General features: G+C 69.9%; 10 protein-coding genes. 4 read left to right on the forward strand and 6 right to left on the reverse strand.

The genetic code is table 11. The features are described 5' to 3' along the window. Nucleotides 1-18: 18 nt before the first annotated feature. Entirely contained in the window at nucleotides 19-549 is a 531-nt protein-coding gene (locus tag ABD269_RS14405) for a type III secretion system chaperone family protein (RefSeq protein WP_301886393.1), read from the reverse strand. A gap of 76 nt (nucleotides 550-625) precedes the next feature. Beyond that, entirely contained in the window at nucleotides 626-3,289 is a 2,664-nt protein-coding gene (gene clpB, locus ABD269_RS14410; protein ID WP_344118227.1) for an ATP-dependent chaperone ClpB, read from the reverse strand. A gap of 210 nt (nucleotides 3,290-3,499) precedes the next feature. Here clpB and ABD269_RS14415 point away from each other — a divergent pair, with 210 nt between their 5' ends. Both ABD269_RS14415 and ABD269_RS14420 read left to right on the forward strand, forming a co-directional pair. After that, nucleotides 3,500-3,904 carry a pyridoxamine 5'-phosphate oxidase family protein gene (locus ABD269_RS14415; RefSeq protein WP_344118228.1) on the forward strand — a complete coding sequence of 135 codons (405 nt, stop codon included), beginning with the start codon at nucleotides 3,500-3,502 and terminating at the stop codon, nucleotides 3,902-3,904. A 110-nt stretch (nucleotides 3,905-4,014) separates the two neighbouring features. Next, nucleotides 4,015-4,389 carry a hypothetical protein gene (locus ABD269_RS14420; protein ID WP_301886390.1) on the forward strand — a complete coding sequence of 125 codons (375 nt, stop codon included), beginning with the start codon at nucleotides 4,015-4,017 and terminating at the stop codon, nucleotides 4,387-4,389. A gap of 53 nt (nucleotides 4,390-4,442) precedes the next feature. Here the strand turns inward: ABD269_RS14420 and ABD269_RS14425 are convergent, their stop codons facing one another. From ABD269_RS14425 to dnaK, 4 genes are read right to left on the reverse strand one after another with little or no spacing between them, the layout of a single operon-like run. After that, the gene (locus tag ABD269_RS14425; RefSeq protein ID WP_301886389.1) at nucleotides 4,443-4,904 is read right to left on the reverse strand and encodes a heat shock protein transcriptional repressor HspR; all 462 of its coding nucleotides are present in this window, start codon (nucleotides 4,902-4,904) and stop codon (nucleotides 4,443-4,445) included. A gap of 1 nt (nucleotide 4,905) precedes the next feature. Continuing rightward, nucleotides 4,906-6,084, reverse strand: a complete 1,179-nt coding sequence (gene dnaJ, locus ABD269_RS14430; protein WP_301886388.1) for a molecular chaperone DnaJ — start codon at nucleotides 6,082-6,084, stop codon at nucleotides 4,906-4,908. A gap of 42 nt (nucleotides 6,085-6,126) precedes the next feature. Then, entirely contained in the window at nucleotides 6,127-6,771 is a 645-nt protein-coding gene (gene grpE / locus ABD269_RS14435) for a nucleotide exchange factor GrpE (RefSeq protein ID WP_301886387.1), read from the reverse strand. Next, the gene (dnaK, locus tag ABD269_RS14440) at nucleotides 6,768-8,621 is read right to left on the reverse strand and encodes a molecular chaperone DnaK (RefSeq protein ID WP_301886386.1); all 1,854 of its coding nucleotides are present in this window, start codon (nucleotides 8,619-8,621) and stop codon (nucleotides 6,768-6,770) included. Before dnaK ends, grpE begins: the two co-directional genes overlap by 4 nt. 277 nt (nucleotides 8,622-8,898) lie before the next feature. Between dnaK and ABD269_RS14445 the strand changes: the two genes are divergently transcribed. Next, nucleotides 8,899-11,163, forward strand: a complete 2,265-nt coding sequence (locus ABD269_RS14445) for a (Fe-S)-binding protein (protein ID WP_344118229.1) — start codon at nucleotides 8,899-8,901, stop codon at nucleotides 11,161-11,163. 243 nt (nucleotides 11,164-11,406) lie between these two features. Then, nucleotides 11,407-12,381, forward strand: a complete 975-nt coding sequence (locus ABD269_RS14450) for a Yip1 family protein (RefSeq protein WP_344118440.1) — start codon at nucleotides 11,407-11,409, stop codon at nucleotides 12,379-12,381. The last annotated feature ends 89 nt before the right edge of the window (nucleotides 12,382-12,470 follow it).

The raw sequence follows: 12,470 nt of genomic DNA on the forward strand, positions 1-12,470 counted from the left end.
TGGGTCCCCTCGGAGAGGTCAGGCCTCGTCGTCCGGCTTGTCGTCGCCGGACTCGGCGTCGGCCTCCAGGCCGAGCTGCTCGATCAGCCACTTGTCGAACTCGATCGACGCACGCACCCAGCTGACCGTGCTGGAGACGAAGTGCTCCAGGGAGACGCCGACGCCGATGAGCATCTGCGCCTCACCGATCAGGCGGACCGTGCCGTCGTCGTTGGTGTGGGTGTAGACCTTCGGCCACAGGGTGCGGCGGTTCCAGTCGTCAAGGACCTCGAGGAGCTGTGCCTTCTCGTCGATGCCGTGCGGACGGTCGTAGAACGTCCGCACGGAGAAGACCTGCTGCTCGTCCTCGCCGCGGAACATGAAGTACGTACGGAACTGCTCCCACGGTGCGGCGAGGTCACCCTCGTCGTCCACGACGTACTTCAGCTCCATCTGCTCGAGGAGCTGCTTGACCAGGTCCTGGTCGGGGATGACGGGGCCGGCCGGGCCCGTCTCCTGCGGTTCGGGCTGGCCCCCGAAATTCGGAATCGAGGACGGGTCGATGCTCACCGTGAATTTCCCTTCGTACGGTTCCCGCCATCCTCCCCCATCCCGGGCGGGGGCTGGCAACCCCCGCCCCCTGGGATCACGCCGCCGGTGACGGACCCGCGAGCGCGTCCTGCCGCTCCGGCCCCACTGTCAGACCGTCCCCGGCCGGGGCGACGTCCACCCTTACAGTGTCGCCCTCGCGGATGTCACCGGCCAGGATCGCCCGCGCGAGGCGGTCGCCGATGGCCGTCTGCACCAGGCGGCGCAGCGGGCGGGCGCCGTAGCTGAGGTCGGGTGCGGTGCCGTCGGTGGCGTCCGGGTTCTTGCCGAGGGTGGCGAGCCAGCGCAGGGCGGGCTCGGTGACGTCGAGGGTGAGGCGGCGGTCGGCGAGGCGTTTTTGGAGGTGGGCGATCTGGATCGCGGCGATCCGCTCCAGCTGGCCGGTGCCGAGGGCGTGGAAGACCACGAGGTCGTCGAGGCGGTTGAGGAATTCGGGGCGGAAGGAGGCACGGACGGTCTCCAGCACCTTCTCCTTCTTCTGGTCCTCCTTGAGCAGCGGATCCACCAGATAGGTGGAACCGAGGTTGGAGGTCAGGATCAGGATGGTGTTGCGGAAGTCGACCGTGCGTCCCTGGCCGTCGGTGAGCCGTCCGTCGTCCAGGACCTGGAGCAGGATGTCGAAGACCTCGTGGTGGGCCTTTTCGACCTCGTCCAGGAGCACGACGGTGTAGGGGCGGCGGCGTACGGCCTCGGTGAGCTGGCCGCCTTCCTCGTAGCCGACGTAGCCGGGCGGGGCGCCGACGAGCCGGGCGACCGAGTGCTTCTCGCTGTATTCCGACATGTCGATGCGGACCATGGCCCGCTCGTCGTCGAAGAGGAAGTCCGCGAGTGCCTTGGCCAGCTCGGTCTTGCCGACGCCTGTGGGGCCGAGGAAGAGGAAGGAGCCGGTGGGGCGGTCGGGGTCGGAGACGCCCGCGCGGGAGCGGCGCACGGCGTCGGAGACGGCCCGTACGGCCTCCTCCTGGCCGATCAGGCGCTTGCCGAGCTCTTCCTCCATGCGCAGCAGCTTCTGTGTCTCGCCCTCCAGCAGGCGGCCGGCGGGGATGCCGGTCCAGGAGGCGACGACGTCGGCGATGTCGTCCGGGCCGACCTCTTCCTTGACCATGAGGTCGCGGGTGGCGGCCTCCTGCTCGGCCTCGGCCTCCGCGGCGGCCGCGAGCTCGCGCTCCAGGCCGGGGATCTCGCCGTAGAGGAGCTTGGAGGCGGTGTCGAAGTCGCCGTCGCGCTGGGCGCGCTCGGCCTGGCCGCGCAGGTCGTCGAGGCGTTCCTTGAGCTCGCCCACCCGGTTGAGGGACTGCTTCTCCTTCTCCCAGCGGGCGGTCAGGCCCCGCAGCTCCTCCTCCTTGTCGGCGAGGTCGCGGCGCAGCTTGGCCAGGCGCTGCTTGCTGGCCTCGTCCACTTCCTTGGAGAGGGCGAGTTCCTCCATCTTCAGCCGGTCGACGGCGCGCTGGAGCTCGTCGATCTCCACGGGTGAGGAGTCGATCTCCATGCGCAGCCGGGAGGCGGCCTCGTCGACGAGGTCGATGGCCTTGTCGGGCAGGAAGCGGGAGGTGATGTAGCGGTCGGAGAGGGTGGCGGCGGCGACGAGGGCGGAGTCGGCGATCTGGACCTTGTGGTGGGCCTCGTAGCGGCCCTTGAGCCCGCGCAGGATGGCGATGGAGTCCTCGACGGAGGGCTCGGCGACCAGGACCTGCTGGAAGCGGCGTTCCAGGGCGGGGTCCTTCTCGATCCGCTCGCGGTACTCGTCCAGCGTGGTGGCGCCGACCATGCGCAGCTCGCCGCGGGCCAGCATCGGCTTGAGCATGTTGCCGGCGTCCATGGCGGAGTCGCCGCCGGCGCCTGCGCCGACGACGGTGTGCAGCTCGTCGATGAAGGTGATGATCTGGCCGTCACTGGACTTGATCTCGGCCAGGACGGTCTTGAGGCGTTCCTCGAACTCGCCGCGGTACTTCGCGCCCGCGACCATCGCGCCGAGGTCGAGGGAGACCAGGCGCTTGTTGCGCAGCGATTCGGGGACGTCGCCCTTGACTATCCGCTGGGCCAGCCCCTCCACGACGGCGGTCTTGCCGACGCCCGGCTCGCCGATGAGGACGGGGTTGTTCTTCGTGCGGCGGGAGAGCACCTGCACCACACGGCGGATCTCGGTGTCCCGGCCGATGACCGGGTCGAGCCGGCCCTCGCGGGCCGCGGCGGTGAGGTCCTGGCCGAACTTCTCCAGCGCCTTGTACGTGCCCTCCGGGTCCGGGGACGTCACCCGCTGCCCGCCGCGCGCCGTCTCGAAGGCGTCCAGCAGCTTCTTCGCGGACGCGCCCTGCCCTGCCAGCAGCTCGCCGGTGCGGCCGCCCTTGGCGGCGAGGCCGATGAGCAGGTGCTCGGTGGAGATGTAGGTGTCGCCCAGCTCGCGGGCGCGCTGCGAGGCGTCGGCGATGACGGCCAGCAGCTCGCGGTTGGGCTGCGGCGGCGCGACCGTCGAGCCCTGCACGCTCGGCAGCCCGGCGAGCTCCCGCTCGGCACCGGAGCGCAAGCCCGCGGCGTCGGCCTCGACGGCGGCGAGCAGGTCCATCACGTTCTCGTTGTCCTGGCCCGCGAGGAGGGCGAGCAGCAGGTGCGCGGGGGTCATGTCGGCATGCCCTGCCGACACGGCCCGCTCACTGGCACCGCTCAGCGCCTCACGGCTCTTGTTGGTCAGCTCGGCATCCACGACTGTGCGCTCCTCCTCTGTGCTGCTCCGATGGCTGTCCTGCTTCAGCCAACGTGCGATAAGTTGAGCCTATTCCACTCAACCTTGTTCTGGCCAGCACGCCCAAGAAGTGGATCATGGTTGCGCCCGCTTCCCGGACCGCGCCCCTTCCCATGGTCCGGCCGCGAGGGGCCTCCCGCGCGTCGGCCGGCCCCAACTACCCTTCCCTCCATGGCCCACGATCTGCGCGACCTCTCCCCCGCCTACGTCGAGTTCTGGCGGGAGCGGCACATCTGCACCCTCACCACCTCCCGCCCCGACGGCAGCCCGCACCTCGTGCCCGTGGGCGTCACCTTCGACCACGAGACCGGGATCGCCCGGGTCATCACCAACAAGGGCAGCCGCAAGATCGCGAACATCCTGGACGCCGGCCCGGACGGCGCGCGGGTCGCGGTGTGCCAGACAGGCGAGCGGCGCTGGGCCACGCTGGAGGGCGTCGCCGTCGTCCGCACCGAGGCGGAGGCGGTCGCGGACGCCGTCGCCCGGTACGCCGAGCGGTACGGCCGGACGCCCGCCCCCAACCCCGACCGCGTCCTCGTCGAGATCACCGTCACCAAGGCGCTGGGTCTGGTCTGACGGACCCCGGTTGGCCCTGTGCTGATGCCGCACGGCGCGGCCGCTCGTACGGTCGGGGTGACGGTCGTCACGACGGCGAAGACCCGACGGCACAGAGGAGTACCCACGTCATGAGCGGCCCCGAGAGCGCGGATCACGTCAGCGTCCATCTGACCGGCTGCGGACACCAGGACGCGGGCGCGGTGTTCCGCGCCCTGGAGGCCGCGTTCCCCGAGGGCGCCGGGCCGCCGCGCAGCGAGACCAGCGCCGCGGGGCCGGAGCACCCCATGGTGTGGTGCATGGTCGTCGACGCCCGCACCCGCCACGCGCCGTCGGCGGTGGCGACGGCGGTCCCGCTGACCGGCCCGGTCGAGGTCGACCTCTTCGGCGCCGCGGACCCCGTGCGCCAGGTCCAGGAGGAGCTGGCCACGGCCTTCGCCGTGGAGAGCCGCGGCACCGTACCGGGCGAGCACGAGCTGGAGGTCCGCCTCCGCCTCACCGGCTGAGCGACATGGCAAGGGGCCCGGAGAGCAGTCGCTCTCCGGGCCCCTTGCCGTACTCATCCCTGGTCGCGTCTGGGACGCCAGACCACGAGCGCGCTCGTCTGCTGCACGTCCTGGTACGGAACCAGGTCGCGGCGGTAGGACGCGTGCACCGCGGCCTCGCGCTGCTGCATGGCCGAGGCGGCGCCCTCGACCATGCCCTGGAGCTCGGCGACGCGCGCCTTGAGCGCGGACACCTGGTTCTCCAGCTCGATGATGCGCTTGATCCCGGCGAGGTTGATGCCCTCGTCCTGGCTCAGCTGCTGGACCTGCCGCAGCAGTTCGATGTCGCGCGCCGAATAGCGGCGGCCGCGCCCGGCCGTGCGGTCGGGGGAGACCAGGCCGAGCCGGTCGTACTGCCGCAGCGTCTGCGGGTGCAGACCCGACAGCTGCGCGGCGACGGAGATGACGTAGACCGGCGACTCGTCGGTCAGCTGGAAAGGCTGTGCTGGTTCGAAGCGCCGTCGTCGGCCGTCCATCTCATGCTCCCTTCGCGGCCTGGAACAGCTCGGCCCTAGGGTCCTGGCCCGCCGTCGCCTCGCGGTAGGCCGCGAGGGCCTCCCGCGCCTTGTCGTCGAGCTCCTTGGGCACGGCCACCTCGACGGTGACCAGGAGGTCGCCGCGGGTGCCGTCCTTGCGCACCGCGCCCTTGCCCCGGGCGCGCATCGTACGGCCGTTGGGCGTGCCCGCCGGCAGCTTGAGGGTGACCGGGGGGCCACCGAGCGTCGGAACCTTCACCTCGCCGCCGAGCGCCGCCTCCGCGAAGGAGACCGGCACGGTGACGGTGAGGTTGTCGCCCTTGCGCCCGAAGACGGGGTGGCTGTCGACGTGGACGACGACGTACAGATCGCCGTTCGGACCGCCGCGCTCGCCCGGGGCGCCCTTGCCGCGCAGCCGGATCCGCTGGCCGTCGGAGACGCCCGGCGGGATGCGCACCTGCATGGTGCGGGAGGACGTGGCCCGGCCGCTGCCCTTGCAGACGTCGCAGGGGTTCTCCGGGATCAGCCCGCGGCCCTTGCAGTCGGGGCAGGGGTCGGTCAGCGAGAAGCCGCCGCCCGAGCCGTGCGACACCTGGCCGGTGCCGACGCAGGTCGGGCAGACCCGCGGGGTGCCGTTCTTGTCGCCCGTGCCGGAGCACGTCTTGCACGCCGCGGAGGAGGACATGCGCAGCGGGACCGTGGCCCCGTCGACCGCCTCGGTGAAGCTGAGCGACACCTCGGACTCGATGTCCTGGCCGCGCCGCGGCTGCGTGCGCGTGCCGCCGCCGCGGTTGAACAGGCCGCCGAAGACATCCCCGAGGCCGCCGCCGAAACCGCCGGCGCCCGCCCCGCCCCCGCCCTGGGCGCCCCCGAAGAGGTCGCCCAGGTCGAAGTTGAAGGAACCGCCGCCCGCGCCGCCCGGACCGGGACGGAAGCCACCGCTGCCGAAGAGGGCGCGCGCCTCGTCGTACTCCTTGCGGCGCTTGGGGTCGGCGAGGACGTCATTCGCCTCGGAGATCTCCTTGAAGCGCTCCTCGGCCTTGGCGTCGCCCTTGTTGGCGTCCGGGTGGTTCTCGCGGGCGAGCTTCCGGTACGCCTTCTTGATCTCGGCCTCGGTGGCGTCCTTGGGCACGCCGAGGACCTTGTAGTAGTCCTTCTCGACGAAGTCCTTGGTGCTCATCCCCGGCGTCCCTCCTTCCGGTCACTGCGGTCGGTCATGGCGTCAGCCCTTGTCCGGGCCACCGCTCTCCTCGGCCGGCTCGTCGCCCTCGCCGTCGCCCTTCTGGGCGCCCGGCTGGGGCTCGGCGACGGCGACCCGCGCGGGGCGGATCGTCCGCTCGCCGATCCGGTACCCCGGCTGCAGGATCTGCACGCACGTGGTCTCGGTGACGTCCGGCGCGTAGCTGTGCATCAGCGCCTCGTGCACCAGCGGGTCGAAGGGCTCGCCCTCCTTGCCGAACTGCTGGAGGCCCATCTTGGCGACGACCGTCTCCAGCGACTCGGCGACGGACTTGAAGCCGCCCACCAGCTCGCCGTGATCACGGGCGCGGCCGACGTCGTCGAGCGTGGGGAGGAGCTCGGCCAGGAGGTTCGCGACGGCGATCTCCTTGACCGTGGCCCGGTCCCGCTCCACCCGGCGGCGGTAGTTCTGGTACTCGGCCTGGAGCCGCTGGAGGTCCGCCGTGCGCTCGTTGAGCGCCGACTGGGCCTGGTCCAGCTGTGCCTGGAGCCCTACCTCGACCAGTTCTTCCCCGGCCGGGGCCGGGCCCGCCTGGTCGGCGGACCCGGCGCCCTGCGCCGCGTCTTCGGGGGTGGCGTCGGAGGGGACTTCAGGCTTCTCGTCGAAACCCGGGGTCTCCTCGGTCACGCCGCACCGCCCTTGGGCTTCTCGTCGTCGACGATCTCGGCGTCCACGACGTCGTCCTCGGCCTTGGGCTGGCCCGCACCGGCGGCACCCTCGGCGCCCGCGGCACCCTGGGCGGCCTGCGCGTCGGCGTACATCGCCTGGCCCAGCTTCTGGCTGACCGCGGCGACCTTCTCGGTCGCGGTGCGGATCTCGGCCGTGTCCTCGCCCTTGAGCTTCTCCTTCAGCTCACCGACGGCGGTCTCGACCTCGGTCTTGACCTCGGCCGGGACCTTCTCCTCGTTGTCCTTGAGGAACTTCTCGGTCTGGTAGACGAGCTGCTCGCCCTGGTTACGGGTCTCGGCGGCCTCGCGGCGGCGGTGGTCCTCCTCCGCGTACTGCTCGGCCTCCTGGCGCATGCGGTCGACCTCGTCCTTGGCGAGCGAGGAGCCGCCGGTGACGGTCATCTTCTGCTCCTTGCCCGTGCCCAGGTCCTTCGCGGTCACGTGCATGATGCCGTTGGCGTCGATGTCGAAGGAGACCTCGATCTGCGGGACGCCACGCGGGGCCGGCGGCAGGCCGGTCAGCTCGAACATGCCGAGCTTCTTGTTGTACGCCGCGATCTCGCGCTCGCCCTGGTAGACCTGGATCTGCACGGACGGCTGGTTGTCCTCGGCCGTCGTGAAGATCTCGGAGCGCTTCGTCGGGATTGTGGTGTTGCGCTCGATCAGCTTGGTCATGATGCCGCCCTTGGTCTCGATACCGAGGGACAGCGGGGTGACGTCGAGCAGCAGGACGTCCTTGACCTCGCCCTTGAGGACACCGGCCTGGAGCGAGGCGCCGATGGCGACGACCTCGTCCGGGTTCACACCCTTGTTGGCCTCCTTGCCGCCGGTCAGCTCCTTGACGAGCTCGGCGACGGCAGGCATACGGGTGGAACCGCCGACCAGGACCACGTGGTCGATCTCGGACAGGTTGATGCCCGCGTCCTTGATGACGTTGTGGAACGGCGTCTTGCAGCGCTCCAGCAGGTCCGCGGTCAGCTGCTGGAACTGGGCGCGCGTGAGCTTCTCGTCCAGGTGCAGCGGGCCCTCGGCGGAGGCCGTGATGTAGGGCAGGTTGATCGAGGTCTCGGTGGACGAGGACAGCTCGATCTTCGCCTTCTCAGCGGCCTCGCGGAGGCGCTGGAGGGCCATCTTGTCCTTGGACAGGTCGACGCCGTGACCGTTCTGGAACTGCTTGACCAGGTAGTCGACGACGCGCTGGTCCCAGTCGTCACCACCGAGGTGGTTGTCACCGTTGGTCGCCTTGACCTCGACGACGCCGTCGCCGATCTCCAGCAGCGAGACGTCGAAGGTGCCGCCACCGAGGTCGAAGACCAGGATGGTCTGGTCGTCCTTGTCGAGGCCGTAGGCCAGGGCGGCCGCGGTCGGCTCGTTGACGATGCGCAGGACGTTGAGGCCCGCGATCTCACCGGCCTCCTTGGTGGCCTGACGCTCGGAGTCGTTGAAGTACGCCGGGACGGTGATGACCGCGTCGACGACCTTCTCGCCAAGGTAGGCCTCGGCATCCCGCTTGAGCTTCTGCAGGATGAAGGCGCTCATCTGCTGCGGGTTGAAGTCCTTGCCGTCGATGTTGATCTTCCAGTCGGTGCCCATGTGGCGCTTGACCGACCGGATCGTCCTGTCGACGTTGGTGACGGCCTGACGCTTGGCGACCTCGCCGACCAGCACCTCACCGTTCTTCGCGAAGGCGACGACGGACGGCGTGGTCCTGGCGCCCTCGGCGTTGGTGATGACGGTGGGCTCACCGCCCTCGAGAACACTGACGACGGAGTTCGTCGTACCCAGGTCGATGCCGACCGCACGTGCCATGTCGATTCCTCCAGCTGACTTGAGTGGAACAGACTCAAGGGTGCAACACGGATCTCCCGCTGTCAACGGACATGAGTCGGGCCCACTCAACTCTTATGCGGGCCTTATGCGCAGGGCGAGGGGCGACGGCCGCCCGGAACAGGGCCGCGGAGGGGTGCCCGAGCGACACAGATCACCGGCGGTGCGCCTATATCGGGGGCGCGCGAGTGAGTAGTCTCGTACAGACCGGATAAGTTACTGATTAGTAATTCGCTCTCGCAGGTTCGAGGAGCCCGCCATGCAACTCGCCGCGATCATCGTGGTGCTGGTTCTCACTGCGGTCGCCGTGGCGCTGTTCGGCCGCGCCGTCGCGCAGTTCATCAAGTTCTTCAGGCTCGGTGCCCCGCTTCCGGCAGGTGCCCGCGTCGACGAACCCGGCCGCCGCACGGTCACCGTGGGCAAGGAGTTCGTCGGTCACACCCGGATGAACAAGTGGGGGATCGTCGGCGTCGCCCACTGGTTCGTGGCCGTCGGCTTCCTCACGCTGGGCGGCACGATCCTCACCGCCTACGGCCAGCTGTTCAAGGCCGACTGGACGATCCCGTTCATCGGCACCTGGCTGCCGTACGAGCTCTACATCGAGTTCATCGGCCCCGCGACGGGCCTCGGCGCGCTCGCGCTGATCATCATCCGGCTGCTCAACCTGCCCTCGCGGGCCGGCCGCAAGTCCCGCTTCGCCGGCTCGACCGCCTGGCAGGCGTACTTCGTCGAGTACGTGATCCTGGTGATCGGCCTGGCCATCTGGGTGCTGCGCGGGCTCGAGGGCTCGCTGCAGGGCGTCGACCACTACGAGGCCGCGTACTTCAGCTCGTACCCGCTGATCGCGCTCTTCAAGGGACTGAGCACCGGGACGCTGCAGAACCTCACCTACCTCGCCGCGATGATCAAGCTCGCCGTGACGACGATCTGGGCCATCACCGTGGCCTCGAACATCGACATGAGCATCGCCTGGCACCGTTTCCTCGCGTTCCCCAACATCTGGTTCAAGCGCGAGGCGAGCGGTGACGTCGCGCTCGGCGCGCTGCAGCCGATGGTCAGCGAGGGCAAGCCGATCGACTTCGAGGACCCGGGCGAGGACGACCAGTTCGGCGTCTCGCAGATCGAGCACTTCTCCTGGAAGGGCCTCCTCGACTTCTCCACCTGCACCGAGTGCGGTCGCTGCCAGTCGCAGTGCCCGGCCTGGAACACCGGCAAGCCGCTCTCCCCCAAGCTCCTGATCATGGCGCTGCGCGACCACTCGCACGCCAAGGCCCCCTACCTCCTGGCGGGCGGCGGCAAGACGGCCGAGGGCGAGGAGAAGGCCACCGCGGAGCAGCTCAAGGACGTCCCCGCGGCCGCGCTGGCCGAGGCGGAGCGGCCGCTGATCGGCACGCTGGAGGAGAACGGGGTCATCGACCCCGACGTCCTGTGGTCCTGCACCACCTGCGGCGCCTGCGTCGAACAGTGCCCCGTCGACATCGAGCACGTCGACCACATCGTCGACATGCGCCGCTACCAGGTCATGATCGAGTCCTCCTTCCCCTCCGAGGCGGGCACGATGCTCAAGAACCTGGAGAAGAAGGGCAACCCCTGGGGCCTGGCCAAGAAGCAGCGCCTGCAGTGGACCAAGGAGGTCGACTTCGAGGTCCCCGTCGTCGGCAAGGACATCGAAGACCTCACCGAGGTCGACTACCTCTACTGGGTCGGCTGCGCCGGCGCCCTGGAGGACCGCGCGAAGAAGACCACCAAGGCCTTCGCCGAACTCCTGCACATCGCCGGCGTGAAGTTCGCGATCATGGGCGGCGACGAGAACTGCACCGGTGACTCCGCGCGCCGCCTGGGCAACGAATTCCTCTTCCAGCAGCTCGGCCAGCAGAACGTCGAGATGCTCAACATGGCCTTCGGCGAGGACGCGGAGGAGGGCGTGAAGGTCGAGAAGGCGAAGAAGAAGATCGTCGCGACCTGCCCGCACTGCTTCAACACCATCGCCAACGAGTACCCGCAGCTGGGCGGCGAGTACGAGGTCATCCACCACACGCAGCTGCTGCAGCACCTCGTCGACGAGGGCAAGCTGGTGCCGGTCACCCCGGTCGAGGGTCTGATCACCTATCACGACCCCTGCTACCTGGGCCGCCACAACAAGGTCTACACCCCGCCGCGCGAGATCATCGCCAAGGTGCCCGGTCTGCGCAACGAGGAGATGCACCGCCACAAGGAGCGCGGCTTCTGCTGCGGCGCCGGCGGCGCGCGCATGTGGATGGAAGAGCGCATCGGCAAGCGCATCAACAACGAGCGCGTGGACGAGGCGCTGTCCCTCAACCCGGACATCGTCTCCACCGCCTGCCCGTTCTGCCTCGTCATGCTCACCGACTCCGTCAACGGCAAGAAGAACGAGGGCAAGGCCAAGGAGTCCATCCAGGTCGTCGACGTCTCCCAACTCCTGCTGGAGTCGGTCAAGACACCCGTCGAGCCGGAAGGTGACGGCGAACCGGTGGACGCGCCGGAGCCCGAGCCGGTGAAGTAGCGGCTCGCACGCATCGCGTATCCCTGACGACGGCCGGTTCCCGCGTAACACCCGCGGGGACCGGCCGTTCGTCGTACGGCGTGGACGGCGTACCTTCTGACGACGACACCGTTCACACCTCGCCGGGCCCTGAGTTTTCCCCTAGGGGATGTCACAGGACGGCCGCAATGGCAGGGCCGATTCCCCCGCCCCGGCTCGGCGCTTCTCCGGAGCGGGTACGTTCGAAGCGTGGCTGGATTCAGGATGGGACGCGGACGGGACTCTCACGACCCCGGTCCCGCGCAGCAAGGACAGCGCCCGGGGCAGCAGTACCAGGCCCCGTACGGCGGTCAGGCGGGCGGCCAGGGCGGCGGTCGGCAGTGGCAGCAGCCACCGGCGCACGACGAGCCGGAGTACTTCGGCGGCGGCCCGCAGCAGGGCTACGGCCAGTACGGCGACCCGGGCCGCCCGGATCCGCACTACGGGCAGAGCGCCGACAATCCGGGCCACACCCAGCAGTTCAGCCTCGGCGAGGCCCCGGACGCCTACGGCCCGTACGACGGCGGTCAGGCGGGCGGCCCGTACGGCGGCGCCCCGCAGGGCGGCGGTCCCTACGGCGACGGCTCGTACGGCGACGGCTCGTACGGCTCCGGTGACACCTACCGCGCGGGGCAGCAGATGCCCGCGCCGCCCGCCGGGCCGCGCCTGCCGTGGAAGGAGCTGCTGAAGGGCATCGTCCTGCGCCCGTCCGCCACCTTCTGGCAGATGCGCGACCACGCGGTGTGGGTCCCGGCCGTGATCGTCACCTTCGTCTACGGCCTGCTCGCCGTCTTCGGCTTCGACAAGGCCCGCCAGGACGTCCTGAACGCCACGCTCGCGAACAGCATCCCGTGGGTGCTGATGACGGGCGTGATCGTCGTGGTCTCCGGCCTGATCCTCGGCGCGGTCACCCACACCCTCGCCCGGCAGCTCGGCGGCGACGGCATATGGCAGCCGACGGTCGGCCTGTCGATGCTGATCATGTCGATCACGGACGCGCCGCGGCTGCTCTTCGCGATGTTCCTGGGCGGCGACAGCACGGTCGTCCAGGTGCTCGGCTGGGCGACCTGGCTGGCGGCCGCCGCGCTGTTCACCTCGATGGTGAGCAAGTCGCACGACCTGCCGTGGCCGAAGGCGCTGGGCGCGTCCGCGATCCAGCTGATCGCCCTGCTGTCGATCATCAAGCTGGGCACGCTGTAGCGCCGCCCGCTCCTCAATGCGCAAAGGGCCCCGGTCGCACCGACGCGACCGGGGCCCTTCCGTACTGCATTTATGCGCGCAGAAGACCT

The organism is Streptomyces blastmyceticus (assembly GCF_039521185.1).
Lineage (GTDB): Bacteria > Actinomycetota > Actinomycetes > Streptomycetales > Streptomycetaceae > Streptomyces > Streptomyces blastmyceticus.